The sequence below is a fragment of the Acinetobacter sp. WY4 genome (assembly GCF_018438165.1).
Lineage (GTDB): Bacteria > Pseudomonadota > Gammaproteobacteria > Pseudomonadales > Moraxellaceae > Acinetobacter.
Window position 1 is genome coordinate 2,520,991 of the sequence record NZ_CP053947.1, and the last position, 25,563, is coordinate 2,546,553.

General features: G+C 43.1%; 21 protein-coding genes, 3 tRNA genes and 5 pseudogenes. 18 read left to right on the top strand and 11 right to left on the bottom strand.

The window, feature by feature from the left end; genetic code table 11:
• Positions 1-8: 8 nt before the first annotated feature.
• The 4 genes and pseudogenes from G4D73_RS11810 (at position 9) to G4D73_RS11825 (ending at position 1,298) form a co-directional block, all read left to right on the top strand.
• Positions 9-85 (top strand) — tRNA-Arg (locus tag G4D73_RS11810).
• A gap of 48 nt (positions 86-133) precedes the next feature.
• Positions 134-210: transfer RNA gene (locus G4D73_RS11815), tRNA-Arg, on the top strand.
• A gap of 118 nt (positions 211-328) precedes the next feature.
• Positions 329-934 (top strand): annotated as a pseudogene (locus G4D73_RS11820) (dihydrofolate reductase family protein).
• A 287-nt stretch (positions 935-1,221) separates the two neighbouring features.
• Positions 1,222-1,298 (top strand) — tRNA-Arg (locus tag G4D73_RS11825).
• A gap of 105 nt (positions 1,299-1,403) precedes the next feature.
• Here the strand turns inward: G4D73_RS11825 and G4D73_RS11830 are convergent.
• Positions 1,404-2,702, bottom strand: coding sequence for an SRPBCC family protein (locus tag G4D73_RS11830; protein WP_213686833.1), 1,299 nt, complete (start codon positions 2,700-2,702; stop codon positions 1,404-1,406).
• A gap of 156 nt (positions 2,703-2,858) precedes the next feature.
• Here G4D73_RS11830 and G4D73_RS11835 point away from each other — a divergent pair, with 156 nt between their 5' ends.
• Together G4D73_RS11835 and G4D73_RS11840 are read left to right on the top strand one after the other, a co-directional pair.
• Positions 2,859-3,356: a YcxB family protein gene (locus G4D73_RS11835; RefSeq protein ID WP_213686834.1), complete on the top strand. Its 498-nt coding sequence runs from the start codon at positions 2,859-2,861 to the stop codon at positions 3,354-3,356.
• Between the two features lie 37 nt (positions 3,357-3,393).
• On the top strand, positions 3,394-4,035 hold the full coding sequence (locus G4D73_RS11840) for a fumarylacetoacetate hydrolase family protein (protein ID WP_213686835.1): 642 nt from the start codon (positions 3,394-3,396) through the stop codon (positions 4,033-4,035).
• Between the two features lie 52 nt (positions 4,036-4,087).
• Here the strand turns inward: G4D73_RS11840 and G4D73_RS11845 are convergent, their stop codons facing one another.
• On the bottom strand, positions 4,088-4,909 hold the full coding sequence (locus tag G4D73_RS11845; protein WP_213686836.1) for an AraC family transcriptional regulator: 822 nt from the start codon (positions 4,907-4,909) through the stop codon (positions 4,088-4,090).
• A 104-nt stretch (positions 4,910-5,013) separates the two neighbouring features.
• Between G4D73_RS11845 and G4D73_RS11850 the strand changes: the two genes are divergently transcribed.
• The gene (locus G4D73_RS11850; protein WP_180086863.1) at positions 5,014-5,952 is read left to right on the top strand and encodes a DMT family transporter; all 939 of its coding nucleotides are present in this window, start codon (positions 5,014-5,016) and stop codon (positions 5,950-5,952) included.
• A pseudogene (gene yddG, locus G4D73_RS11855) lies at positions 5,949-6,836 on the top strand (aromatic amino acid DMT transporter YddG). The gene G4D73_RS11850 and the pseudogene yddG overlap by 4 nt, the downstream one beginning before the upstream one ends.
• 28 nt (positions 6,837-6,864) lie before the next feature.
• Here yddG and G4D73_RS11860 read toward each other — a convergent pair.
• Positions 6,865-8,112, bottom strand: coding sequence for a YihY family inner membrane protein (locus G4D73_RS11860; RefSeq protein ID WP_213687752.1), 1,248 nt, complete (start codon positions 8,110-8,112; stop codon positions 6,865-6,867).
• A 113-nt stretch (positions 8,113-8,225) separates the two neighbouring features.
• Between G4D73_RS11860 and wrbA the strand changes: the two genes are divergently transcribed.
• Complete coding sequence (gene wrbA, locus G4D73_RS11865; RefSeq protein ID WP_034438516.1) at positions 8,226-8,822, top strand: NAD(P)H:quinone oxidoreductase; 597 nt, start codon at positions 8,226-8,228, stop codon at positions 8,820-8,822.
• A gap of 47 nt (positions 8,823-8,869) precedes the next feature.
• Here wrbA and G4D73_RS11870 read toward each other — a convergent pair whose 3' ends face one another.
• Together G4D73_RS11870 and G4D73_RS11875 are read right to left on the bottom strand one after the other, a co-directional pair.
• Entirely contained in the window at positions 8,870-9,322 is a 453-nt protein-coding gene (locus tag G4D73_RS11870; RefSeq protein ID WP_171488360.1) for a hypothetical protein, read from the bottom strand.
• A 541-nt stretch (positions 9,323-9,863) separates the two neighbouring features.
• Complete coding sequence (locus G4D73_RS11875; protein WP_005103080.1) at positions 9,864-10,796, bottom strand: IS5 family transposase; 933 nt, start codon at positions 10,794-10,796, stop codon at positions 9,864-9,866.
• A gap of 498 nt (positions 10,797-11,294) precedes the next feature.
• On the opposite strand from G4D73_RS11875, the gene G4D73_RS11880 reads away from it, so the two are divergent.
• The 5 genes and pseudogenes from G4D73_RS11880 to G4D73_RS11900 all read left to right on the top strand — a co-directional run bounded on the left by G4D73_RS11880 (position 11,295) and on the right by G4D73_RS11900 (position 14,425).
• Positions 11,295-11,672, top strand: coding sequence for a hypothetical protein (locus G4D73_RS11880; protein WP_213686837.1), 378 nt, complete (start codon positions 11,295-11,297; stop codon positions 11,670-11,672).
• Positions 11,666-12,361 (top strand): annotated as a pseudogene (locus tag G4D73_RS11885) (CsgG/HfaB family protein); the annotation flags it as partial. The gene G4D73_RS11880 and the pseudogene G4D73_RS11885, both read left to right, overlap by 7 nt.
• Positions 12,362-12,419: 58 nt before the next feature.
• Positions 12,420-13,121, top strand: coding sequence for an IS1 family transposase (locus G4D73_RS11890; protein WP_005263793.1), 702 nt, complete (start codon positions 12,420-12,422; stop codon positions 13,119-13,121).
• Between the two features lie 26 nt (positions 13,122-13,147).
• Positions 13,148-13,666: pseudogene (locus tag G4D73_RS11895) on the top strand (HfaB protein); the annotation flags it as partial.
• Positions 13,667-13,750: 84 nt separating this feature from the next.
• Positions 13,751-14,425 (top strand): annotated as a pseudogene (locus G4D73_RS11900) (hypothetical protein).
• A 311-nt stretch (positions 14,426-14,736) separates the two neighbouring features.
• Here the strand turns inward: G4D73_RS11900 and G4D73_RS11905 are convergent.
• The 3 genes from G4D73_RS11905 to G4D73_RS11915 all read right to left on the bottom strand — a co-directional run bounded on the left by G4D73_RS11905 (position 14,737) and on the right by G4D73_RS11915 (position 16,962).
• Positions 14,737-15,312: a xanthine phosphoribosyltransferase gene (locus G4D73_RS11905; protein ID WP_005094083.1), complete on the bottom strand. Its 576-nt coding sequence runs from the start codon at positions 15,310-15,312 to the stop codon at positions 14,737-14,739.
• Positions 15,313-15,400: 88 nt separating this feature from the next.
• Positions 15,401-16,114: a DUF3108 domain-containing protein gene (locus G4D73_RS11910; protein WP_004281439.1), complete on the bottom strand. Its 714-nt coding sequence runs from the start codon at positions 16,112-16,114 to the stop codon at positions 15,401-15,403.
• Positions 16,115-16,275: 161 nt separating this feature from the next.
• Positions 16,276-16,962 (bottom strand): hypothetical protein, encoded by a 687-nt coding sequence (locus G4D73_RS11915; protein ID WP_213686838.1) that lies wholly within the window; start codon positions 16,960-16,962, stop codon positions 16,276-16,278.
• A gap of 263 nt (positions 16,963-17,225) precedes the next feature.
• Here G4D73_RS11915 and G4D73_RS11920 point away from each other — a divergent pair, with 263 nt between their 5' ends.
• On the top strand, positions 17,226-18,083 hold the full coding sequence (locus G4D73_RS11920; RefSeq protein ID WP_195726036.1) for an energy transducer TonB: 858 nt from the start codon (positions 17,226-17,228) through the stop codon (positions 18,081-18,083).
• A 165-nt stretch (positions 18,084-18,248) separates the two neighbouring features.
• Here G4D73_RS11920 and ybeY read toward each other — a convergent pair whose 3' ends face one another.
• From ybeY to miaB, 3 genes are read right to left on the bottom strand one after another with little or no spacing between them, the layout of a single operon-like run.
• Positions 18,249-18,731: an rRNA maturation RNase YbeY gene (ybeY, locus tag G4D73_RS11925; RefSeq protein ID WP_213686839.1), complete on the bottom strand. Its 483-nt coding sequence runs from the start codon at positions 18,729-18,731 to the stop codon at positions 18,249-18,251.
• Positions 18,732-18,753: 22 nt separating this feature from the next.
• The gene (locus G4D73_RS11930) at positions 18,754-19,830 is read right to left on the bottom strand and encodes a PhoH family protein (RefSeq protein WP_004281434.1); all 1,077 of its coding nucleotides are present in this window, start codon (positions 19,828-19,830) and stop codon (positions 18,754-18,756) included.
• 37 nt (positions 19,831-19,867) lie between these two features.
• Positions 19,868-21,325 carry a tRNA (N6-isopentenyl adenosine(37)-C2)-methylthiotransferase MiaB gene (gene miaB, locus G4D73_RS11935; RefSeq protein WP_005265592.1) on the bottom strand — a complete coding sequence of 486 codons (1,458 nt, stop codon included), beginning with the start codon at positions 21,323-21,325 and terminating at the stop codon, positions 19,868-19,870.
• Positions 21,326-21,659: 334 nt separating this feature from the next.
• Between miaB and G4D73_RS11940 the strand changes: the two genes are divergently transcribed.
• The 3 genes from G4D73_RS11940 to G4D73_RS11950 all read left to right on the top strand — a co-directional run bounded on the left by G4D73_RS11940 (position 21,660) and on the right by G4D73_RS11950 (position 25,419).
• Entirely contained in the window at positions 21,660-23,594 is a 1,935-nt protein-coding gene (locus tag G4D73_RS11940; RefSeq protein ID WP_171066358.1) for a lytic transglycosylase domain-containing protein, read from the top strand.
• 32 nt (positions 23,595-23,626) lie between these two features.
• Positions 23,627-24,265, top strand: a complete 639-nt coding sequence (locus G4D73_RS11945) for a ribonuclease I (protein ID WP_373683237.1) — start codon at positions 23,627-23,629, stop codon at positions 24,263-24,265.
• A 167-nt stretch (positions 24,266-24,432) separates the two neighbouring features.
• Positions 24,433-25,419, top strand: a complete 987-nt coding sequence (locus G4D73_RS11950; protein ID WP_004645103.1) for a malate dehydrogenase — start codon at positions 24,433-24,435, stop codon at positions 25,417-25,419.
• Positions 25,420-25,563: the final 144 nt, after the last annotated feature.

Below are 25,563 nucleotides of genomic sequence, written 5' to 3' on the forward strand. Positions count from 1 at the left end.
TATGTCGCGCGCTCATAGCTCAGCTGGATAGAGCACTTGGCTACGAACTAAGGGGTCGGGAGTTCGAATCTCTCTGAGCGCACCAAGTAAGTTAAGTAGAAAAACGTATCGCCAACCTAGGCACACAAGTTACGCGCTCATAGCTCAGCTGGATAGAGCACTTGGCTACGAACTAAGGGGTCGGGAGTTCGAATCTCTCTGAGCGCACCAACTTGAACAATTAACCGCACATGTTGCGGTTTTTTTGTGCCTAAAATTTACAGAAACACCAGACAACACGTGCTAAAAATAAGTCTCAGGCGAGTGAATAAAAATAAAGGCAGTCGTGATGAGAAAAATCATTGTCCAGGAATTTTTGACCCTCGATGGCGTGATGCAGGGGCCCGGCGGCCCGAAAGAAGATCTATTTGGTGGTTTTCAATATGGTGGCTGGGTGGCACCGTATTTTAATGCGGAACCTGATCCGGCATTTGATGTCATCATGCAAAAATGGATGCAGCCCTCCGATATTCTTTTAGGAAAAAATACTTTTCAGATTTTTGAATCTTACTGGCCCACACATGCTGAAGACTGGCCGGGAATCAATGACGTCAATAAATATATTCTTTCTACTAGTCTGGAGCATTCCGACTGGTAAAATACCCTTTTTCTGAAAAGCATTGATGAGATAATCAATCTTAAAGCATCGGGAGAGGGGGATATTCGCGTGTATGGTAGTGCTGCAGTCGTACAGACACTTTTCAAATATGAGCTTGTGGACGAACTTCGTCTGCTGACTTTTCCAATTATACTCGGTGTTGGCAAACGCCTGTTTAGCCATGAATCAATACCCGCCGCTTTTCAATTGATAGATCATCTGGCCAGCTCAAATGGTATTGTGTTTACGCATTATCAAAGGGCAGGAGAAGTAAAGACTGGAACAATAGGCGAGTGATAAAGTGTACAAGGATGATGGTCGTTTTATATTTGAATTCTATTCTGGCTGAATACCTGGTTAAGAATACTTAAGGCTGACCCATTGCGTAGTGATGGAATTTTTGGAAAATACAAGCCTCTTGATTGAATTAATTAAGTGTTTTTAGCTCTAAATCCGCAGAAATTTTCAGCAGAAAACTATAAATTTTGATACATCGTTTAATTACTGTACATTCAGTTGTGATTTTATTAAAAAACACTTAACAAGACTGAAAAAGCTCGTATAATGCACCCCGTCAAGACGTCGCGCTCATAGCTCAGCTGGATAGAGCACTTGGCTACGAACTAAGGGGTCGGGAGTTCGAATCTCTCTGAGCGCACCAATCTTGATAAGAATTCTGAAAAAACCGCACGTTGATGCGGTTTTTTTACGTCTGTGATTTTTAACTATTTTTCATATAAAAAACCAATAACTCTCTGCTTCCTGCTCATCTTAATTTTTGCTGCACTTTCAGTGCATAAACGGTATTACCACCCACTGCTGGTAAAATATCATGATAGGGCATGCTACGCATGGCTCTTAATAAGAACGGCGCCTGATCGTGAATTTTCATACTGCTGGTGATTTGAAATAAGGTACCTTGTGACTGCGGCAATAAGCGCATACCACCTTTCACAAACTTCAAGTCACCGCCATTGGCATTGAACTGGTTTTGCAGGGAATCAGGTTGGTAAAAATGCATCTTAAAATTAAACGGGATCTGAATCACGCCCAAACCCACCGACACCTTATAGTTGGCATCTATATTCTGAGTATTGACCGGATTCAGTTCGACTTTCTTGATCTGCCGGGGGAAAAGTTGCTGCGTCGCTTCAGCAGCCAACCATGGCCGCAATTTTTTGACCGGATGCGCAAAATATTGATAGGTGCTGCTAAATCTTAAATTTTCTGAGACTTTTCCTTCTTTAATCTGATAGTTCGGCAAAATGAAACTGACCGGTTGACCAGACTTTTGGCTGATCTGGGCAATTTTTTGTAGCTGTTGAGGGTTGAATCTAAGTTGCGGAATCGGAGTTGCTAGTGCTGCTGTATGCTCGATTTTAAAGCGTTGTTGTAGTGCTTCCAGCAGAAATGCATTGGTACTCGGCGGAATGCCGAGTTTGGCTTCAGGTAGCGCATTCAGGATTTTACTGAATAAAAAGCCTTTGGGCTGGTTCAGGTCGCCCCATTGGGTGACAGTCACCAGCGTTCTATGCGGACCCAGTGCAAACCACTCCAGTTTTCCTGCACCATAGAGAATTGGCGCATCAATAATTAAGGTGCTGATGCTGTTTTCACCCAGATGATGCTGCATCACTACGGTTTCTTTAAAGTTCAAGACTGGAATCGGGGTCGGGATATGAACCTGATATTTAACCTGCTGAATCGAACCCTGCTGCTCCAGCACCTTGGCCGACTTTAAGGTCGGAAACAGACCGACATAATTCGGATAATGTTGCAGCAATTTTTCAACCTGAGCTTCAGCTACCGGCAATATCACAGCCGCACTATAAAACTGTGTCTTGCTGGCTGCATTGCTGTTTAAGGTCGGAAGCTGGGTTTTAGATGAGGGATGTGCATAAATCAGAATCCGCTCGCCGGTTAACTCTGCCAGTTGCTGGGCATTGCCCTGATAAGCGCTCAGACTGCTCGGCAGTTCGGCATTCCAAGGAATAATCTTGGCCAGTGCTGGAGCAGAAGCTGCCAAACAAACACCGATGAGCATGCATTGCTTTAATCCTTTCATTCAACATCCTGTTGTGTATTTTTTTTTAATTGCTATTTATTTAAAACCAAATGCACATATTTCCAAAGCAAAGTTATGTAATTGATGCGACAGGCCATAAGCGCTGTGGATATTTTGGTATAGTATTGGGCAAGATTTTATTTTTGATGTGATGCTATGACTGAGTCAGCACCGACTTTATCGACCCGTTATTTTCTGACTTTAGAAGAATCTCAGGATGGTTTTGCCCTGGCGACGTTTGGTAAAAAGCAGATTTCACGTTTTCTGACGCCTCTGGTCAGTATCGGGATCATCATCTGGGGTTTCTCGATGGGTTTTGATGGCGTCGGACGTTATTACGTGGCTTTGGGCGCATTCTTTCTGCTCCTGCAAGGTATTATGCGTTACTGGTTCCTGCCGATGATGTTTAAACGTCAGTTTGTTAAATATCAGTTTGGTAAAAGCGAACAGGGTATTGATTTGTATCAGGACTATGCGGAAATTTTTAATAATGATCATAGTAAGTTGGTGCCATATAGCGAAGTGCAGAATTTTGCTGTCGGTAAACTGACTTATATGCTGGAATTAAAAAACCGTACCGTGGTTATTGTGCCGAAGCGTGCATTTAAGGACGGCACTGAACAGAGTATGTTCGAGCATACATTTAAAAAATAATTCAGATATCTATAAAAGGAAAAGGGAAGTTTTGATCATGAGCACACGTCCATCCAAAATCGTTTGCGTGGGTCGCAGTTATGCCGATCATGCCAAAGAACTCGGCAATGCGATCCCTGATCGTCCGGTATTGTTTATCAAGCCACCGAGTGCCTTAAGTTCGCTCGAAGCAGGCATTGAATGGAATCCGGAATGGGGCAATTGTCATTATGAATGTGAACTCAGCTTGCGTATTGACCGGACTTTAAGCAAAGAAAGCGATCCTCTGAAAGCACTTGAAGCTGTGGGTGCGGTGACTTTAGGTCTGGACTTAACTTTGCGTGATTTACAGGATGATCTCAAGAAAAAAGGCCAGCCTTGGGAACGTGCCAAAGCCTTTGATGGTTCTTGTCTGTTGTCGGACTGGGTGCCTGTCGCCGATGTAGTCACTGACTGGAAAGATGTGCATTACACACTTGAAGTCAATGATGAGCTGCGTCAAAAAGGTAATACCGCTTTATTGATTTTTGATATTGCGACCTTGCTGGCTGACATCAGTCAGGTCTTTACTTTGGAAGAAGGGGATGTGGTGATGACCGGTACCCCGGCAGGCGTTGCGGCATTGCATTCAGGCGATCAACTGAAAATGACCCTCAAAGGGCAGTCTCAGGATTATGTCTGGACGACTTTTGTGAAATAACCAAGATTTTGAATCAAAGGAGCCTATTGGCTCCTTTTTCATATGCATAATTTTAATCATTAACAGTATAACGCTTGCGAAACTGATCTGGGGTGCTTCCCATCCAGCGTTTAAACATGCTGATAAATGCTGAGGCATTGGCATAGCCCAGATCAAAGGCAATGCTCTCGACACTATGCGCTGCATTTAATAAAGACATGGCCTGCATCACTTTCAGGCGTTGCCGCCATTCATGCAGTGACATTCCCAGTTCTTTCTGGCTGTATCGGGCTAGCGTCCGCTCGGTTAAATTGACGCGTTCTGCCAGTTGCTGCAGCGAGCTTTGATCTGCCGGATGCTGATGTAAATAATCTAAAATCTGTTTCAGCAGTACATGTTCTGAATGCGGTAGATAACTGCTGACCAGTTGGGCTTGCTGGAGCTGATCGAGCAGTACCTGTAGCAGACGTTGATATTCAGCTGAATCCTCGAATGCTGGATGGTCTTGCTGATGTAGTTGTTTCAGGTGGGTAAATAAAGCAGTGACCAAGGGGGCGCTGAGCAGGATGCCCGGTTGAGTGGGCAGTTGGCTACAAAGTGATTCATGCACATACAGAGTGCCATGAGAAACTGCGGTACGGTTCAGACCACGATGCTCTAAATTCGGTGGGAGCCAGATGCCGTGAGGTGAAGGCGTCACATAATTTATATGATTAATATTCACTTCCATCACTCCATGAAAAGCATAGACAAATTCTCCCCAGGCATGGCCATGTAGCGGATAAATAGATTGCGCAGGATCCTCCCTGAAGCTGATCCACAGAGGTGCTTTAATCAGATCATGGGTCGGAAGTTGCTTGAGCGAAGCTGAATCTGCTTGGATTTTTTTATGCATCACCGAAATTGCCTGAATAACACCATCATTTGTCTGTTTTGAAGTATATCTTTTATTTCTGACACTTTTATAGTGTACCTTCCAAATGAGCAACAGGACCGTATGTGAGCCAGCGTCAGGCATTAGATGCCAAAGCATCTGCCATCATGTTTGTATTGTGTATGTTGTGGGGTTTACAACAGGTGGTACTGAAGTGGGCCGCGAATGATATTTCAGCCCTGATGCAAATTGCCTTGCGTTCAGCCTTGTCTGCGCTGATGGTTTATCCCTTGATTCAGCAAAGCGTACGCCGTCAACTGTGGAATGCACGCTATTTACCTGCAGGATTGCTGGTCGGTGTGTTGTTTGCAACCGAATTCTATCTGATTGGTGAGGCACTGCGTTATACCTCAGCCTCGCATACGATTGTTTTACTCTATACCGCACCGATTTTTGTGGCTTTGGGTTTGCACTGGAAATTGCCGGCAGAGCGTTTGTCTGCTGTGCAATGGGGCGGAATATTTCTCGCCTTTAGCGGAATTGTAGTCAGTTTTCTGTTACGTCCACAAACGGGGTCAGGTCTACAGACTGATGCCTTGTGGGGAGATTTTCTGGCCTTGCTTGGCGGCGTATTCTGGGCAGCCACTACAGTCAGTGTACGTCTGAGCCGGCTGGCTGAAGCACCTGCAACCCAGACTTTGTTCTATCAATTATTGATGGGTGGAATCCTGTTATTGCCTCTAGCTGTTCTGACTGGGCAAGCAGCTATTCAATGGACGGTGTTGTCTATTTCCAGTCTGATTTTTCATACCGTACTGATTTCCTTTGCCAGTTATCTGATCTGGTTCTGGATGCTGAAACATTATCTGGCATCACGGTTGGGGGTATTTTCCTTTTTGACCCCTGTATTCGGCATGCTGTTCGGGGTGCTGATTCTGGATGAACATATCGAAATCAATTTTATTATCGGCACCTGTATGGTGATGTTGGGCGTGATTCTGGTGAGTTTACAGGGATGGCTGAAAAAACCGAATATCAATAAAACTATTCAAGAGCAAGTATGAAAAACTGGTCTGTAAATTTAGCGACCTGGATTGGCCTGTCTTCCATTCTTATCTGGGCCAGTCTGGTCGCCGTAGTGAAACTGATTACTGAATCCACCAGTGCAGTGCAAGGAATTGCCTTAATCTATAGTTTTAGCAGTCTGGCGATTTTGGCGTTCACCGGCTTTCCAAAAATCACGCAAATGTCCAAGCGCTATCTGTTCGGTTGTGGGATTTTATTTGTGGCTTATGAGATTCTATTTCTGGTTGCCGTGGCATGGTCGGATAATCGTGAAAAGGTGATGCTGATTGCCATGATCAATTATCTGTGGCCACCCTTGATGATTGTTTTTTCGATTTTTGCCCGGCAGTTGCAGGCCCGCCTCTGGATGATTCCCGGCTTTCTGCTCGCCGTAATAGGACTGATGCTGGTGGTCAATCCAGAAATCACTAATCTGCCGAAGTTTATGCAGGTTTTAGCTGAAAATCCTTAGGCCTATGGCTTTGCCTTTCTCGGCGCTTTGTTATGGCCTTGCTATTGCGTTCTGACCAGAACCTACGGCCGCGGACAGAATGGCGTACCGATTTTCTTTTTGGTCGCTGTAATTAGCTTATGGTTCTTACATTTAGGATTAAACGAACCTTTTATCATGCCCACATTCAAGCTATGGCTGGGAATTGCAGTGGTGGGTAGTCTGATTGGCATCGCCTATAGTAACTGGAATCAGAGTATGCAATTCGGCAATATCAAGGTGCTGATCTTAGCCACTTACTTTATGCCGATTCTTTCTTCGGTCATGTCCATGCTGATTCTGGATGTCAGACCCGAACTCAGTTTCTGGATCGGGACTGCCTTGGTAAGCGTGGGTGCGATTGTTTGCTGGAAATCTACCGCTATCAGTTAAAAAAATCCTCTCAAGCGAGAGGATTTTTTTATTTATGTCGGAACAGTTCGGACAATGGGAAATTGAGTTTTTCTTCCAGATATTGATCAGTTTCCTGTAATCTAGGTGAGAAATTTTGCATCCAGATGTCATCAGTCTGGGCATTGGTGAGATGGTTTTTGCGTGGCAGTGGATAAGGCAATTGCAGATAAAAATTCCAGAAGCTGACCTGATCCAGATCACGAACCAGTACATATTCATTCTCATCGGTGCGTTTGATCAGATTCTGATTTTCAAACATGGCGACATAGCTCGGCCAGCGGCCAATTTCATCCCGGCCCAGCACTTCAAGCGCTTGTGCTTCACTGATGCTTTCACCGGTTTTCTGTTTTTTATAAAAGAGTTCTAACAGATCCAGCAGCATGACGATCGGATGACGTTTATTGTCCTGCCCAGATTCAAACGCCGTCAGGGCATAACTGATTTCAACCCCCAATAATACAATGATCCACGACAGATAAATCCAGAGCAGGAAAATCGGTACGGCGGCGAAGGCACCATAGACGATCTCATAGCTGGTAAAGTTTGACATGATATAGCCAAACAGATTTTTCAGCAGCTCAAACACCACGGCACTAAACAGACCGGCAATAAAGGCAGATTTAAGCGGTACACTACGATTCGGGATGGTCCAGTTCAAAATGAAAAATCCGAGTACAGTCAAAGAAAATGAAATCGCCCAGAGAACAAAGGCACCATCCAGCTCATAACCGGCAAAGTTATTGCTGAGAATGCTCATGGATGCCACGGTCGAGGAAATCACAAACGCACTGCCGAGTAAAATCGGCCCCAGCGAAATAATGGTCCAGTAACGCATAAAGCCCATAATTCCGCCCCGTGTTTCAGTCACGCGCCAAATGCGGTTAAACACCGTTTCGATACTGCTGAGCATCAATACTGTGGTCACAAATAAGAACAGAATACCAATGATGGTGAGATTGCTGGATTTATCGGTAAAGGCATTCAGGGCTTTATCAAAGGCAATGGTGGTTTTGGGTAAAAAATTACTATAAATCAGCTGCTGTAATTGCTGCCGCGCAGGTTCTAGGGCTTTAATGGAAGAGATAATTACCAGAAAAACCGTCAGCATAGGCACCACCGCAAACAGGGTGGTATAGGTCAGGGAACCTGCCTGTTCGCGACAGCGGTCTGCTTCAAAGCGTCGAAGTACAAATAAAACAAATTGAAACCAGTGTTTTTCATAGAAAGGTAATTTCTTTAAATACTTAACAATCATCTGCATCCAATCTCAATTTTTTTAATCATCATGAATTTTCATCATCAGCTTAACCAAAAAACTTGCAAAGTATCGTATAGTTTTATTTTTTTAAGTAATGAATAAGAACCATGATGCAACCTTATGTCCTTGTTTTATATTACAGCAAATATGGCTCAACCAAAGAAATGGCGCATCTGATTGCCAATGGAATTGAAGCGGCAGGCGTGGCAGTAAAAATCAGGACAGTTCCAAATATATCCAGCATGGTAAAAGTCGCTGAACCGAGTATTCCGGCAGAAGGGGATATTTACTGTACTCTGGACGATCTGGCGCAATGTGCCGGCCTGGCGCTTGGTTCACCGACCCGTTTTGGCAATATGGCCTCTGAAATGAAATATTTTTGGGATCAGACCACGAGTCTGTGGCTGAATGGAGCGCTACACGGTAAACCGGCTTGCGTGTTTACGGCATCAGGTTCCATGCATGGCGGACAGGAAAGTACTTTGCTGACCATGCTGCCGCCGTTGTTCCATCATGGCATGATGATCATGGGGCTTAGTAACTCAACACCGGCACTCTCGAATACCAAAACTGGTGGTACGCCTTATGGCGCTAGTCATGTCAGCGGCCCACGGCATGATCAGGGCCTGAGTCAGGATGAAAAAATTCTGTGTGAAGTACAAGGCAAGCGTTTAGGTGAAGTGGTACTGAAACTCAATCGAGTCTGACAAGCACTCACAGGAAATGAAGAATGAACTTCATTTCCTGAATTTTATTAGGCTTCTTTTTGATCTTTTTGATCTTTTTGATCTTTTTGATCTTTTTGATCTTTTTGATCTTTTTGATCTTTTTGATCTTTTTGATCTTTTTGATCTTTTTGACTAAATCTGTATTTGCATTTCAGACATTGATAATCCTGAAACAGATTACGGTCGACAGAAACCCCGGCTTTTTTCCCCAGAAAATTACCGACCACACCGCCGGTAATTCCGACACTGATTGCACCGACAAAAGTGCCTACGGTTCCGCCGACAATCACACCTAAAGGTCCGGCTACTGTACCAATTGCAGCGCCAATCGATGCACCTGAAGCAGCGCCACCCACAGTCCCTGCAGTTGCACCCGCTGAACTCATGAGAATGCCGCCAATTTTCTTTAAATTCTGTTCATGATCGCGCTGTTCGATATCAGCTGAGCCACATTTAGGACATTGCATAGATTGTTCCATCAAGGATTGAGATGTGCTTGTTTTAGGTTTGTCGGGAATAGGATGTGTGCCCTGATCAGCACTTATTCATAACATACAACAACACACTAGATAAGTTTTGAATTCGCAAATCAGAAACATTGCATACTCACTTGATTCTAGTTGAGTTTACGCTAAAACATTGTATTTCAGCTGTAAATATATGCCTTCTTGGTTGATTAACGCAATTCTTAACCTGCCATTGAGGAAATGGCAAATCTCAAGATCATCAGAAATGTTCTTTTCTTATCATTCTAAATATTATGCTCTTCGCTCTTCGCTCTTCGCTCTTCGCTCTTCGCTCTTCGCTCTTCGCTCTTCGCTCTTCGCTCTTAGCTCTTAGCTCTTAGAAAGACTATTTCTGGAGTTAAGATGAAAAAGGAAGGGAAGTCGAAAAATATGCAAACGAGTTCTTATCAGGGCTATTAAAATTTTTCTGCCAAAATACACCTGAATATTGGCGTTTCTTTAGGCTTTGTTGCATAAAGGTTTGAAAGGCTGAGTTCCCTTAAGCTACTCAAATTTAAGAGACAACTTGGGTATGAGGGCGACCTAATTCTGTGAATTTATTCAAGACTGCCATGCGTGCATGGATCTCATTCACCTGACTTGGAAAACTCCGCGCTGTTAATTTATCGCCTAATAATTTGATGCAATGCATCTTGGTTTCAACCAAACTTCGACGGTGATAACCAGACCACTTTTTCCAAAGCGATCTGCCTAGCCGTTTGACTGTCTTTAATAATTCGTTCCGCTCTATAGACCTCGCTTGCTGATCCTTCCAAGGCTTTGCATTCTTTCTAGGTGGAATGATCGCATGTGCATCTCGATCTAAAATGACTTGTCGGCAGTGCTTTGTGTCATAAGCACCATCTGTATAAACAGAATCAATTGGTTCATCCAAGGGAATTTGAGCAAGTAAATCTTCGAGTACTTGAGAATCACTGACATTATTTGTGGTGAGTTGTACTGCACGTATTTGCAGGGTTTTAGCATCTATAGCAATGTGAAGCTTACGCCATTGGCGACGATATTCAGCCCCATGTTTCTTGCGTTTCCATTCACCTTCACCAAGAAACTTCAAACCAGTAGAGTCTACGAGTAGATGCAGTCCATCACTACTTTTTTGATAGCTAATCGCAATATCAATATGCTTTTGTCTACGACAAAGGGTGGAATAATCCGGAGCTGTCCAATCTAATCCAGAGAGTTTAATCAGACTTTGAACAAAACCTGTGACCATACGTAAAGAGAGTCGGAATAGTAATTTGATCATTAAGCAGCATTGAATCGCTGTATCGGAGTAGGTTTGATTTCGACCTTGCTTGCCTTGTGATTGTGCATACCACTGAGTCTTTGGATCAAACCAAATGGAAATATTACCTCGGTTAATTAAGGCTCGGTTATAGGATGACCAATTGGTTGTACGGTAGATTTTAGAGGCAGGCTTATTCATTTTGAAATTATATTGCTGAATAAGCTTTTGATGCTAGGTTTGTGCAACAAAGCCGTTTCTTTATAAGTCACCTTCATTGTAATTGATTAATTATATTTTAAATAAATCTTGACATTTATCCTTGTTAAATAGAAGTTCTAATAAAATAAAAATTTACGACTTTTAAAATATAAAAAGTATAATAATTCTAATCTTTATTAGATAAATTTTTGATTATTGCCAATATAAAAAATATATTATTTTAATCAAGTTTTTTATATGAATATTATATTCAAAAAAATTTTATATAATGATTTCTTACAAATCACAAATAATAAACAAATTTTTATTTATTAATTAAAAACAATAATTTATATTTTTAATTAAAACAAAAAAATATGTGAATAGGGATATTTTCTACATTTTATAATTTTATGTGATTTAATATTTTTCAGATAAATTTAATCTTACTTAAACGAAAAATTAAATAAATATCTTAAGTCAGAGGATATTAAGATTATGAGAATATTAGTTATCAATCTGGGTTTATTATGTTTGTGTTTTCTAAGTAACGCTTATGCCACCTCTGATGAGTGGACTCAGCGTTGGAAATCATCCAGTGCCCGTTCCAATGAGAATATAGTTCAAGCGAACCTAATCGAACTTAAGGAGTCCGACTATTATTCTGGATTAGGTAAAACCACCGTTCATAGCACTTCGACCACTTCCATCGGTACGGTAAATACCCCGACCAATAATATCAATGTAGAGGGTACAGACAACAGTATCGATATTACGAGTGAGTTGCTGAATGAAGCACCAGTCAATTCAAATACCAACCAAAATCCTCAGCGCTGTCTTAATTTAAGTAACAGACCAGGAGAATCACAATGTTGAATTTCTCCTCGACCAGAAGACATATATCTTTCGTGAGTGCCACTGTCCTTTTCAGCTCTTTTTTAACAGGCTGCACGGGTTTAGCGCCCTCAAACAAGAAGCCAGTTAGCCTGGTACAAGGCCCCCCAATTACCGATATTTTTACCCCTTTTGATATGGCTTTATCCTGCCTAAAAGGACAATTACGTAGTGATGTGAGTTTCTCCGTGGGGGCAATTCTGGATCAAACCGGTAAGGATGTAGTTACCAATGGTGGTAGCGGAAAAATGGTGACCCAAGGTGCGGGAGATATGGTGCAATCTGCCTTGTTTCAGGCGGGGGTAAGCTTAATGAACCGGCGTGATCCCCGGATTATCGAAAGCGAAGCCAAGTGGGGCATTCGTGATCCAAGACAAATCCAGGCTTCTGATTATTATGTGACAGGCAGTATTAACAGTCTGGATTTTATTCCGGGTGGTGGTTTTGACATGCAGATCGCTGGTGTCGGTCCGAATTATAGTCAAACCCGGATTATGGTCGGTCTGGATTTATCTTTGACTGATACCCGCAGCAGTAAAGTCGTGGGCAATGTTTCATTGCAGAAGCAAATTGCTGCACAGGATTATGGCTTAAGTGCAGGCAGATTCGCTGGTCGTACACTCTTAAATATTCAGATTGGAAAAGGAGAACGAGAGGCAACTAACTTTGCCGGTGGTGTTTCAAAAAGTATGCTGAAAAAAACAATATGGCTTTTGATAAAATAGAGGTATGAAAATAACGCTACAAATCAAATGTCCTACCTGTCTAAGTAACAATATAAAGAGAAATGGCATCAAAGTAGATGGGAAACAAAACCATCAATGCAAAGATTGCAAACGTCAGTTTATTGGTGATCATGCATTAAGCTATCAAGGATGTAACTCAGGTATTACCGGCAAGATATTACATTTAATGGTCAGAGGAAGCGGTGTAAGAGATATTGCTGAAGTCGAGCGTATCAGCATTGGCAAGGTATTACGAACCTTAAGTGAATCGATCTATCAGATTCAGCCTAAACAAAGCCACTACGAATGTCTTGAAGTCGATGAACTTTGGACTTTTGTAGGGAATAAGAAAAATAAACAATGGCTTATTTATGCCTACCATCGAGAATCTGGAGAAGTTGTTGCTTATGTTTGGGGTAAGCGGGATTTAGCAACGGTTCAACGTCTTAAAGCTAGACTTAAAAAGCTTGGGGTTCAATATGCTGGAATTGCGAGTGATCACTGGGATAGTTTTATCACAGCATTTCAATGTTGCAAGCAAGTGATCGGTAAGTTTTTTACCGTCGGTATTGAAGGTAACAACTGTAGAATTCGTCATCGAATCAGGCGTGGATTTAGGAGAAGTTGCAACTTTTCTAAAAAGCTCGAAAATCATTTTAAAGCCTTTGATTTGACTTTCTTTTACCTTAATAACGGATTTGTTTAACGCCAGCATACTTTTTGAAACACCACCACTTTGCCTTGCGGCAAATGTTGAATCTGGCCACTTTTGAATTGCTGAGTCAGGTTGTCCCACCCGCCGTATTTGAAAGTTGCCGTGCGCAGATACCGCCTGAATTTGGCCGTTTAAATTTAACTCGCAGTTCTGTTGCTCTGCATAAATACAAGAAAAACCAGCAACAAAATAGTACAGCTTCAAGTAGCGCTGTTCAGGAATCAGCATCACGCCAAGCAGATTCATCCAATGAAAAAAATAAGTCAACCAACTCCCCGAGCAAAGATACAAAACCGCCTAAACAGAAAGAGTCCGAGGTGATTCAAAACCCTGAAGCGGAGCCTGAAATGAGTAAACAGGACTTGATTAAATATATCAGCAAGAAGCAGCGTCCACCTTCTTCAAATGAGAAAAATGAAGAAAAAGATACTCAAGAAAAGGCTGATAAAGAACAAGAAGATGAAAAAACCACAACGCTATGGGAGGTTAATCCTGATGTGGTCGAAAATTACTGGTCTAGCACCCAGCGTGATTAAAAATATTTAAAAATGGGCTCGCTCCCATTATAAGAAGGAGTACTTAGCGAGAGGTACTTCAAAACAAAAGTAGGAAGAACAACGATGAAAAATACGATCAAAACAATCGCTTTATCCGTCGCCTTTCTGTCTGGTACAGGTATGGCATACGCCCAAGGAGATGAAACACCTACTGACGTCACTGTAGATACAGGTTTAATAGCTACCCTGGATTCTATTTCTCAGCAGGTTGAAAATGGTTCTGCTTTGAATCTTGCAGTAAATACAGGTAATGTTGATGCAAGCGTCGATCTAGAAGCAATTGCAGAAGCTACAAGAGAAGCACCAGACGCCATTAGTTCAATTGAAGGTACAATTGAAACTACTGCGATTGGTGCCGCGAATACAGGTAGTATCAGTATTGAGCAGGGTAGCTACAATAAGGTGGTATCAGACATATCAGATGCAACGGATAACTACGACTACAGTGAAGTAACGAGTGCAACTAATAATTCTGAAACTCTAGAGGAGCTATCAGAGGTTGCGGATAGTTCAGATATCTCGGAAGTTGTGAGTTCGACACTAAGTACTGACTATAGTGAGTAAATCAATGAAACTTTAAGCAATTATAGTGTAGCGAATATTGCCTATAATGCGGGTGCTATTGATGCATCTGTCAGTGCTATTTCAGAAGGAACTCAAACTGCTATTAACAACAGCATCACAACTACCGCTATCGGTGCTGTGAATAGCGGTAGTATCACTGTGACTGTTAAATAAACTCTTTTTTCGAGGTGAACACAGGTCTAACTATTGGCAGATAGTTAGGCCTCTTTATTTTATAATAACATCCACATAAATTGTTGTTTATTCATCGGATAAAAAAGTACTTATTGTTTGACACTCTCTATTTCAGAAATTGAGTAGTCTGGAGCTTAAGATTAAGTCATTTATCTAGGATCAAATCTGGAAGAATAAATAAGAATTTAGGCTGAGCTATAGCCGAGTTTTGGATATTTTAAATTTATATCATCAGAAAAACGCAATAAAAAAAGAGCGCATCAGCGCTCTTTTGAAATTCATTGGCGAGCTTAGTCGCGAACAAATTCAACTGTGCCATTTGCTAAAGACTTCACACGTGCCAGTGATTCCACACGGTAGCCTTTTTCAAGCAGCAGATCACGACCTGGCTGGAATGATTTTTCAATCACAATGCCAATACCGACTACTTCTGCATTTGCCTGATGAATCAGGTCTGCAAGACCTAAAGCTGCTTGACCATTAGCCAAGAAATCATCGATCACTAAAACCTTGTCGGTTGAGCTGATGTGTTTATTTGAAATCGCGATCGTGCTTTCAGTTTGTTTGGTAAATGAAAAGACTTTAGAACGATATAAATCATCTTTCAGGGTCAGAGACTGGTATTTACGTGCAAAGATCACCGGTACGCCAAGCTCTAGGCCGGCCATTACGGCAGGTGCAATACCTGATGCTTCAATCGTAATAATTTTGGTAATACCAGCATCCTTAAACAGACGCGCAAATTCTTGACCAATCAGTTGCATCATGACTGGATCAATCTGATGGTTTAAGAAAGAGTCTACTTTCAAAACTTCTTCAGAGAGGACGATGCCTTCAGCCAAGATTTTCTGTTCTAGTGCATGCACGGGAGAATCCTCAAGAGCAGGTGCTTTTTCAAGCAAAAGCGTATTGTAAAAAGCACCCGGAAAAAATCAAGTGAAATTCGCCAAAAACTTAGTTGCTTGCACCTTTATAGTCAGTTAACAGTAAACCATAGGAGGTTTTCTTGTCGACATGCGAAACTTTGACTGGAAGATAGTCAAGTTTTGGTGCCAGCCAGAAAATGGTTTCACGACCTGGTTTGCTATGTTTCATCACCACTTTAATGGTATTAAAAGATCCGTATTTCGTACTTATAGTCTCTGAACCCTGTTTGACAAACTTGCGGCCTTCAACTTCTTTAGCATCAGCGATGTAGTAATTTGCTTTCAGGCCGGAATTTTTTAAATCTTCACGGATCTGCAATTCCGCATTCAACTCATCCAGAACATCTGCTCTCCAGGCAAAAGAACGTTTTTCATCGTCTTTCTTGGTACTGATGCTTTTACTGGAAGGATTGAAATTAATACTCATGGTGTTGTTATGCACCAGTACTTTACTACTGCGACTGAAACTGCTTGAGCCGATCTTGCCATTATTAAAAGTAAAGCGGCTGGTTTCGGTTGCAGAGGCAATCCCCCCGGCTTTTGCAGCAAAGACATAAGTCCAGTTATTACCAGATTTACTTAAAGTCCGCGTTGCAGAACCCATATTCTTACCATTATAGCTAAATTGATAACTGGCCTGGAAAGGAGTCATGGCAAAAGCCTGGCTAGAAATACCAGTGAACAGTATCGCGCTGCTCAGACCCGTGGTCATCACTAAAGTTTTGAATACAGTCTTCGCCATCAGTTATTTTCCTATATTGGTTAAAAACAAGCAAAACATATCACTTATTGCACCCTTTATTATTTGGGCAAAATATGGAAATTGAAGGGATATTTCTGCCAAAAATGTATATTTCATGTAGTTTTATGGAACTTTTGTTCAAAAACTACGTTCAGCATGATTTAAGAAGGATCTTTCTGTTTGATGGGGGTGACCCGGTTGTCATCCATTTCGTCTTCATCCCAGTTCTCTTCCTGATCTTGGGAGAGTTTTCTAAACAGGGCGGCCAGATTGACGTTGCCAATCACCACCAATTCGGCTTCACGAAGTACTGCATGATTGACATGGACTTTGCCCAAGGTATCAATGACAGATCGGCTTTTACCTAACCAGCGATTTAAATCCAGATAGAGCAAGTCATCGATGACTTTAATCACACCCAGTTTTTCCAGAATCATTCCCAAAGGATCTTTATTCAAGACACGTTGATAGAAGAACAGGCCAAAACGCACGCCAAGTTTATACAGCATATTCGGATATTTGGCTTCAATCAGCTGAGTATCACTAATTTGCTCGAACACGATCAACTGGGTGGTTTTATTCAGCTCCATCTGTACCAGTTTCAAATCAACCGATAACGTGACAATCAGACCTTTATAATCCAGTGTTGCATACAAACGCAGCCAGTCTTCGTGTAAATCTGCATGTAAGTCTTTTAATGCATCGACATTGTCTGTGACAAAGCGCTGAAAGGTTGCATTCAGGAAGACTTGCGATAAGGGAAATTCACGCTCATCTTCAATAAATCCTTCCGCCCTCTGATACACTTGGCGGATTCGGTTGGAAATATTGGAAATTAGCGTTTGCATACTGAAGCGTCCTGGCAACTTTATTTTTGACTCGGGATGTATCTTGTCGAATTGTATGAAAAATACAAGCGTTCATGCTTGAAGTTTAGCAAAATAAATAGCACCATTTTTATAGTTTTAGTTATGTAACGTTGAAGATTTGATGGATTTGGCATTTTAAAAAGATAAATGACGAATCCGTTTATTTTTAATCTTTCAAATACTTTTTTGGGGAGCTGAACTCAGTATTGAGTTTGGGCGAATGTGAAAAAACGATGATACTCATGCCTCTGGTCAGAACTTGGTGGAAAGATCCAGTGTTTAGCAGTGCGGTGCTTGCCGCAGGCATTATGCATTTGATCGTGCTGACCCTGGAATTTGGTATGCCGCAAGATCGGGATACCAGTACCAAAGAAATCGCAGTCAGTTTGCGCCAGACTGATGAAAAAATTGAGCATGCTGATTTTCTGGCCCAAACGGACCAGCAGGGTTCCGGCCAGTTTAGAGAAGCTCATCGCATGTCGAGTGATATGCCATCGCCGTTAATGGAACAACATGCAGGCGAAGAACTGCAAGAAAGTCTGGATATGCTGCAACAGCAACAGGAACTCAGTTTTGAAGAAAAAGTCCTGATGACCACCTTGAGCTGGCAAAAGCAGGCGGAAGAAAATCAGCGTAAAAAAATGCAGGAGCAATTACAGAGCCAATTTCAGGCCAAAGCGGCCATGGTCGCCAGTCTGGAAGCGCAATATTTACAGCGTCAACAAAATTTCAGTCGTCAGCAAAAAATTAAGACTGTAGATGGTATTCAGTCCAAGCAGGATGTTTCGGCCGCCTATCTGGAAAAGTTCCGTGAAAAAGTGGAATTTTATGGTAACCGCTACTATCCGGAAGCAGCCAAGCAGCAGAATCTGGCAGGGGAAGTGCGGCTGATGGTGATCCTCAATCAGAATGGCGGGATTCGTGCCATTCGACTGATTGACAGTTCAGGACATGCCATGCTGGATGAAGCAGCTAAATCTTCCGTGCGTAAGGCAGCACCATTTGGTGCTTTCGACAGTAAAATGAAAGAAATTTCCGAACTAAGGGTGATTCGTACCTGGCGATTTGATCCGGCTGAAGCAGAGTTTGAAGTGCGTTAGACTATTTATTCATTTGTAAACCCTCCCTCTAACTCCCTCCCAAAGGGAGGGAGAACTATCATTGAGCTATAGGTATTAAAACTCCCTCTCCTTATGGGAGAGGGTTGGGGTGAGGGTAAACAATAAAAAAAGCGAGCCTTGGCCCGCTTTTTTTATGAAGAAATTTTAGTTTTGTTCCAGATAAGGATTTTCAAAGCCCAGCTTGGCCAGAATTTCGATTTCAATGCCTTCCATTTCTTCTGCATCTTCATCTGAAGTTTCATGATCATAGCCCATTAAGTGCAAGGTGCCATGAACCAGCATATGGGTAAAGTGAGTCAAAGGCGCTTTGCCCTGTTCACTCGCTTCACGTAATACCACAGGAATACAGATCACCAGATCACCAATGGGAAATGCATCCAGAAACTGCGCCATTTCATCTGGAAGCTCACTCGGGAAAGACAGTACATTGGTCGGTTTGTCCTTGCCTCGATATTCCAGATTCAGTTTATGACTTTCGTCATTGTCGACACAGGCAATTCCGATTTCGCAATTACTCTGAGTGCCGATATGACGTAAAGTGGTTTCTACAACTTTTTTAATGTAGGCCCGCTTCAGTACCAGTTCAGGCGACTGAAAGTCCTGTTGTAAGGAAAGACTAAGTTTCAACACAAATCCTTAAGTTTAAAGCTTAATGCTGTGCGTCTGCCGCAGCATCATTTTCAGCGATCAAGGCTTCCTGACGTGCTTTACGTTCGGCACGTGCTTCAGCACTTAAACGCTGCTGTTCACTGTCCCAACCTTCGTAGGCTTCGACAATTTTCTGTACCAGCTGATGACGTACCACATCACGCGAATGGAAGCGGGTGATATGGATTTCAGGAATTTTATCAATCACACGCAAGGCATGTGACAGACCGGATTGCTGACCCCGCGGTAAATCTACCTGAGTTACGTCGCCCGTAATCACGGCACGTGAGCCAAAACCTAAACGGGTCAGGAACATCTTCATCTGTTCAGGCGTAGTATTCTGCGCTTCATCCAGAATCACGAAAGAATGATTCAGGGTACGGCCACGCATGTAAGCAAGCGGAGCGACTTCAATCACCTGACGTTCAATCAACTTGGCCACTTTTTCAAAGCCGAGCATTTCATACAGCGCGTCATACAAGGGACGTAAGTACGGATCGATTTTCTGGGTTAAATCCCCCGGCAGGAAACCAAGTTTTTCGCCGGCTTCAACTGCAGGACGAACCAGCAGAATACGCTGGATTTCATTGCGCTCCAGCATGTCCACGGCAGCCGCAACAGCGAGGTAGGTTTTACCTGTCCCGGCAGGGCCAATACCAAAAGAAATATCACTTTGCAGAATGCGCTGTACATAGCGTTTCTGGTTGGCACCACGCGGATTGATCCGGCCCTTACGGGTTTGCAGCCAGACATTGTCCAGCCCCGTATGTTCCTGATCATCCAGATCTTGCTGAAGCTCGCGGTCAGTCTGGCTGCCCTGAATCATCAGATGTAAAGTATCTGCACTAATCTGCTGACTATGTTCAGATTCTTCATGAAGACGTTGCAAGAGCATTTCGGCTCTCTCAACGGCATCGATTCCACCATCAATAATAAAACTTTCTCCACGATGGGAGATTTTGACGTCTAAACGTTGTTCAATTTGCTTCAAATGGCCGTTATAGGCACCTAACATGGCTTGTATACGGTCCATCGAAATTCCAGGAAAAGCTACTGTACGTCGAATCGCTGCAGTCAAGAGTGTTCCTTATGAAGTGTGCGTTATATGCTCTACATTACGCCACGTCAGGCTCAAGATTCAAGAGCTCACCGTAAACTAAATTCAAAGTTTTAATTTCGGTAATTTCAATCTCGGCAAAGCGGCCTACCCAGGCAGGGTCACCAATAAAGTTAACATAACGGGTATTGTCCGCCGTACCAACCAGAATGTTCGGATCTTTATCAGAAACTTTTTCGATGAGTACACGCTGGATAGTCCCGAGCATGGCATCCGTCTTGTCAATGCTTGAACGCTTAATCCATTGCTGAACTTTGGCTAGACGTTCTTTTTTCACATCTTCAGAAATCGTATCTTCCAGTTCTGCCGCAGGCGTACCCGGACGTTTTGAATAGATGAAACTATAAGAATGGTCGAAATCCAGATCCTGAATAAACTGATAAGTCTCTTCAAAGTTTTCGTCAGTTTCACCCGGGAAACCAATGATAAAGTCTGAAGATAGGTGCATATCAGGGCGAACTGCACGTAACTTTTTAATCTTCTCGATGTAAACATCAATGGTGTGGTTACGCTTCATAGCCTGAAGGACATCATTGGAACCGCTTTGTACCGGCAGATGCAGATGTGAAACCATTTGTGGTAGGTCGCGATAACACTGGATCAGGTCGTCATTAAATTCCAGTGGATGCGAGGTGGTATAACGAATCCGGCCAATACCCGGAATATCCGCAACCAAACGTAACAGATCGGCAAAGGTACAGATATTGCCTTCAAAAGTTTCACCACGGTAGCCATTTACGTTCTGACCCAAAAGTGAAATTTCACGCACGCCTTTTTCTGCCAAACCCGCAATTTCTGCGAGGACATCATCCAGTGGACGGGACACTTCTTCACCACGCGTATAAGGCACCACACAGAAAGAACAGTATTTAGAACAGCCTTCCATAATCGAAACAAAGGCTTTATAGCCTTCAACACGCGGTTCAGGCAGGAAGTCGAATTTCTCGATGTCCGGGAAGGAAATATCCACCAGTTTGATTTTTTCTTTTTTCGGCTTTTCGATCTGCTCAAAATGCTGATCCAGCATTTGCGGCAAACGGTGCAGGGTTTGCGGGCCAAAGATCATGTCGACATAATTGGCACGTTTCTGGATGTTGTCGCCTTCCTGAGACGCTACACAACCACCGACACCAATAATCAGGTCAGGATTTTTATCCTTTAGTTTGCGCCAGCGGCCCAGCTCGGAGAATACTTTCTCCTGTGCCTTTTCACGGATCGAGCAGGTATTCATCAGCAGAATATCGGCATCTTTAGGATCGGTGGTCAGCACATAGCCATGAGAATCGCCTAACAGGTCTGCCATACGGTGACTGTCGTACTCATTCATCTGACACCCTTGTGTTTCGATGTACAGTTTTTTGACTGAAGCATCGCTGGCTGGGGTATGCGCTGGCTGGGTAACAGTGTTTTCTGAGGCAGCTGGGGCACCATTCGGAATGAAGGTTTGAACCGTCATGTAGGCTCCTACAAGGTAATACGTTGAAAGAGTGAACGAATAGCCTGATTGATGCATCAAACAGGTGAATAAAAATTCAATTCACGGACTGAAATCTTGGAAAGGCGCATATTTTAGCAGGAAAGTCGCTTAAACTTATAGCCCAAATTAACTGTGGAAAAATATTGATTTATGGGCAAAAATTGTCTGTAGATTAATATTGCTTAATCATAAGGTTACATAACTGAACAATAGAGTTGGTTATAATCTTCAAACTAGCTCTTATGATATGCAACATGGGCAAAGCACAAAACCGATGATAGAAGGCAAAGGGATGTTGAAACACACTAAAACTATGTATAAATACTATAAATTAATTACTTTAAGTGTGGCATGTATCTGTTCAGCGAGTACACAGGCAGCAGAAGAACAATTTAATGATGCCTTGCGTGCAGCCAATGCAGGTAATACTGAACTGTTACAGCAATATCGTCTGTCTATGCAGAATGATGCCTTGGGCTATTATCCGGAATACTGGATTTTAAACCAGAATCTTGCCATGCAGCCTGTCAGCCAGATTATCAGCTTTGCCCAGCGTTACCCTCAATCCGCCATGGCTGAAAAGCTGGCAGCGGACTATGTTGAAGAAAAAGTAAAAATGGCAGACTTTAGCACTGCTCAACCGGTATTGCCTTATGTAACCAATGCTGATCCTGCCGAAGCCTGTGCAGTGGCACAAGTGCGCGCCAAAGCTGGCGATGAACTGGTCTATGCCGAGTTTAAAGAAGTCTGGTTAACTACCAATAGCCAGCCTGATTCTTGTACTGGTCTAGGCCGGATGATGCTATCCAGTCCACTCATGACCTCAGAAGACCGTCAGCAGCGACTCTGGGGGCAACTTCGTGCCGGACAGTCAGGTCAGGCCATTGCGACAGCGCAAGGCATTGGTCTAAATCTGTCTCTGGCACAACTGAATTCGATTCAAGCCAATCCCACCAATTATTTGTGGTCTGCGCCTAAAAGTACTGCGGTAGAGCATGCCTATCTGATTTATGCACTCGGACGTCTGGCCGATAGCGATTTGGACTCAGCTTTGTCTATTGTCAAACGGACTGCCGAGGGTACACCAGTACAGGTACAACGCGCCTTATATCGTGCTGTCGGTTATATCGGTGGCACCACAGTCATGAAAAACAACTTCAACCGTGAAGTGTTAAATGCGCTAGATGCCAGCTATGGCCTGCCATTTAGCCCGGAAGAAGCCGAAATTTATGCACGTCAGGCCATCCGTTTTAGTGCTTGGGAAAGCCTGATTCGTGCCATTGATAGCATGAGTGTTAACCAAAAGCAGGAAGACCGTTGGCAATATTGGCTGGCGCGTGCCAGCGAACAACGTACTGATCGTGCTTCCAAACAGGCAGCAGAAAGTATTTATCGTAAGCTGGCGACCGGAGATGACTATCACAATCTTCTGGCACGCGACAAGCTGGGGCAGGTGACTGCGAGTACACCAAATCCAGCGCAGCCATCCAATCAGGCTATGCAGCGCTTGAATCAGGATATTCATTTCCGCCGTGCTTTCACCTTACGTAATATCAGCGCCCCGGAGAACTATATTAACCGGGAATGGAACTGGGCAGTGCGTCAGGCTTATCTAAAGAAGGATGATGACCTGTTGCTGGCCGCGGCAAAACGTGCCATGGATATGGGCTGGTATGATCGTGCCATTTATGCCGCTGACCGTACCGCGAACAAACATAATTATAACTATCGTTATCCAATGCCACATCAGAATTACGTGGTCAGCCATAGTCGAAATGCCGGTATAGATCCGGCCTGGGCCTATGGTTTGATGCGTCAAGAAAGTCGTTTCAATACCGTCGCACGTTCACATGTCGGGGCGGGTGGTCTAATGCAGATTATGCCGGATACGGCCAAGTTGGTGGCGCGTCAAATGGGTGAGGCTTATAATCCGGCAGCACTCACCGATATGAATACCAATATTCGCTACGGAACATTCTATTTATCTACCATTCAGCGTCAGCTCAGCAATAGTCCAGTTCTGGCAACAGCAGGCTATAATGCCGGACCAAACCGTGCCCGCCGCTGGCAGCCAGAATTTCAGGGAATGGCCGCAGATCAATATACTGAAAGTATTCCTTTACTTGAAACCCGAGATTATGTGAAACATGTCATGACCAATGCCACGCATTACGGTATTTTATTAGGACAGGGGGCACAGTCAGTGGGTAAACGCATGCAACTGATACCATTACGAAATACACAATAAAATTAAAATTATTGGGGAATGGTGACTTATTCATGAAAATAATGAAGGATCGTCGAGTCTGGGCTGGATCGGTTGCGCTTGTAGTATTGGCCAGCAGTCAGGCAGCATTTGCTGCACCAACAGACTATGTCATGGATGTACAAATGGTCCCGGCCTTATGTAGCTTGTACCCGGAATATGCCAAGAAGCGAAAATGTCTCGAAGGTTATTCGCTGAATATCTCCGGCTTATATCCTCAGACTACATCACAAAATTGTACGACCAATAGCTCCGCGAAACTGTCACCACTGCAGTCCAAGGTAGTGGCCAGGATCATGCCGGATGACAATACCCGGACAATTTTATGGCGCAATATCGGTGGCTGCGTGCCGATGAATGCCAGTCAGTATTTCCGGACGATTATCAATTATGCAGATCGTCTCAAAGTTCCTGCGGAACTGACAGAACAGGAAAATATTACAATTTCTGTCGATACATTGCGGGCCAAATTCCTGAAAATTAATCCACAATTACCGGGCAATGCCTTGCGATTCAACTGCCAGCAGACCCAGTCAGCCAGCGTACTTACCTCGATCAAGGTCTGTTATCGCCCCAATGGCAATTACAAATCCTGTCCTGCCAACATTATTAATACATGCCCAAAAACTGTCACAATAAAAGGAACATACTGAGCTTTTTTGCCGATTTAATTTATATTTCCTATCAGACTTTAGGTGAAATCCGTCCTCTTTTATATGCATCTGGCAAAGGATTGGAGTACAATCTTTCGCGTTTACGATTATTAGATTAAATACTAACTATTTAATCGCATTGAATATCCTCAATTGGAGATAATTAGATGAAGCAAGCAGTTCGTGTTGCCGTTACTGGCGCTGCAGGTCAAATTGGTTACAGCCTATTATTCCGTATCGCAAGCGGCGAAATGCTAGGTAAAGATCAACCAGTGATTTTGCAATTGCTCGAAGTTCCTTTTGAGAAAGCTCAGCAAGCGCTTAAAGGCGTAATGATGGAGCTTCAAGATTGTGCATTCCCATTACTAGAAGACATGATCGGTACTGATGATCCTAAAGTTGCATTTAAAGATGCTGACTACGCGCTTCTAGTGGGTTCACGTCCACGTGGTCCAGGTATGGAACGTGCTGACCTGCTTAAAGTGAACGGTGAAATCTTCATCGGTCAAGGTCAAGCATTGAACGAAGTTGCAAGCCGTGACGTTAAAGTTCTAGTTGTTGGTAACCCTGCAAACACGAATGCTTACATCGCAATGAAATCTGCTCCAGATCTTCCAGCGAAAAACTTCACTGCAATGTTACGTCTTGACCACAACCGTGCTGCATCTCAAATTGCTGCTAAAACTGGTAAAGCGGTTAAAGACATCAAAAATCTTACAGTTTGGGGTAACCACTCTCCAACTATGTATGCTGACTACCGTTTTGCAACAATTAACGGCGAAAGCGTTAAAGACATGATCAACGACCAAGAATGGAATGCAAATACATTCCTTCCGACTGTTGGTAAACGTGGTGCTGCGATCATCGAAGCACGTGGTTTGTCTTCTGCTGCTTCTGCTGCTAACGCTGCAATCGACCATATGCGCGATTGGGCTCTTGGTACAAACGGCGAATGGGTAACTATGGGTATTCCTTCTGACGGTTCTTACGGTATTCCTGAAGGCGTAATGTTCGGTTTCCCTGTAACGACTGAAAACGGTGAATACAAAATCGTTCAAGGTCTAGAAATCGACGAATTTAGTCAAGAGCGTATCAACTTCACGTTGAATGAACTTGAAGAAGAGCGCGCAGCAATTGCTGACATGCTTAAATAATTTGATCTTTTCAGATTAAGTTGAAAAAGCACTCCATTTGGGGTGCTTTTTTTATATCACTCACTTTAATCAACAAAAAATAACAAGCTGTGAAGGAGAGACAACTGAGTTTTCGCTATGAGCCCTCTAAGGTAGAAACAAGAT

What these genes read in the sequence shown, in the direction of transcription:
- G4D73_RS11830 (WP_213686833.1), bottom strand. Translation starts at nt 2,702, where the DNA reads ATGAAAGGATTAAAGCAATGCATGCTCATCGGTGTTTGTTTGGCAGCT.
- G4D73_RS11835 (WP_213686834.1), top strand. Translation starts at nt 2,859, where the DNA reads ATGACTGAGTCAGCACCGACTTTATCGACCCGTTATTTTCTGACTTTA.
- G4D73_RS11840 (WP_213686835.1), top strand. Translation starts at nt 3,394, where the DNA reads ATGAGCACACGTCCATCCAAAATCGTTTGCGTGGGTCGCAGTTATGCC.
- G4D73_RS11845 (WP_213686836.1), bottom strand. Translation starts at nt 4,909, where the DNA reads ATGCATAAAAAAATCCAAGCAGATTCAGCTTCGCTCAAGCAACTTCCG.
- G4D73_RS11860 (WP_213687752.1), bottom strand. Translation starts at nt 8,112, where the DNA reads ATGATTGTTAAGTATTTAAAGAAATTACCTTTCTATGAAAAACACTGG.
- wrbA (WP_034438516.1), top strand. Translation starts at nt 8,226, where the DNA reads ATGCAACCTTATGTCCTTGTTTTATATTACAGCAAATATGGCTCAACC.
- G4D73_RS11870 (WP_171488360.1), bottom strand. Translation starts at nt 9,322, where the DNA reads ATGGAACAATCTATGCAATGTCCTAAATGTGGCTCAGCTGATATCGAA.
- G4D73_RS11875 (WP_005103080.1), bottom strand. Translation starts at nt 10,796, where the DNA reads ATGAATAAGCCTGCCTCTAAAATCTACCGTACAACCAATTGGTCATCC.
- G4D73_RS11880 (WP_213686837.1), top strand. Translation starts at nt 11,295, where the DNA reads ATGAGAATATTAGTTATCAATCTGGGTTTATTATGTTTGTGTTTTCTA.
- G4D73_RS11890 (WP_005263793.1), top strand. Translation starts at nt 12,420, where the DNA reads ATGAAAATAACGCTACAAATCAAATGTCCTACCTGTCTAAGTAACAAT.
- G4D73_RS11910 (WP_004281439.1), bottom strand. Translation starts at nt 16,114, where the DNA reads ATGGCGAAGACTGTATTCAAAACTTTAGTGATGACCACGGGTCTGAGC.
- G4D73_RS11915 (WP_213686838.1), bottom strand. Translation starts at nt 16,962, where the DNA reads ATGCAAACGCTAATTTCCAATATTTCCAACCGAATCCGCCAAGTGTAT.
- G4D73_RS11920 (WP_195726036.1), top strand. Translation starts at nt 17,226, where the DNA reads ATGCCTCTGGTCAGAACTTGGTGGAAAGATCCAGTGTTTAGCAGTGCG.
- miaB (WP_005265592.1), bottom strand. Translation starts at nt 21,325, where the DNA reads ATGACGGTTCAAACCTTCATTCCGAATGGTGCCCCAGCTGCCTCAGAA.
- G4D73_RS11940 (WP_171066358.1), top strand. Translation starts at nt 21,660, where the DNA reads ATGTATAAATACTATAAATTAATTACTTTAAGTGTGGCATGTATCTGT.
- G4D73_RS11945 (WP_373683237.1), top strand. Translation starts at nt 23,627, where the DNA reads ATGAAAATAATGAAGGATCGTCGAGTCTGGGCTGGATCGGTTGCGCTT.
- G4D73_RS11950 (WP_004645103.1), top strand. Translation starts at nt 24,433, where the DNA reads ATGAAGCAAGCAGTTCGTGTTGCCGTTACTGGCGCTGCAGGTCAAATT.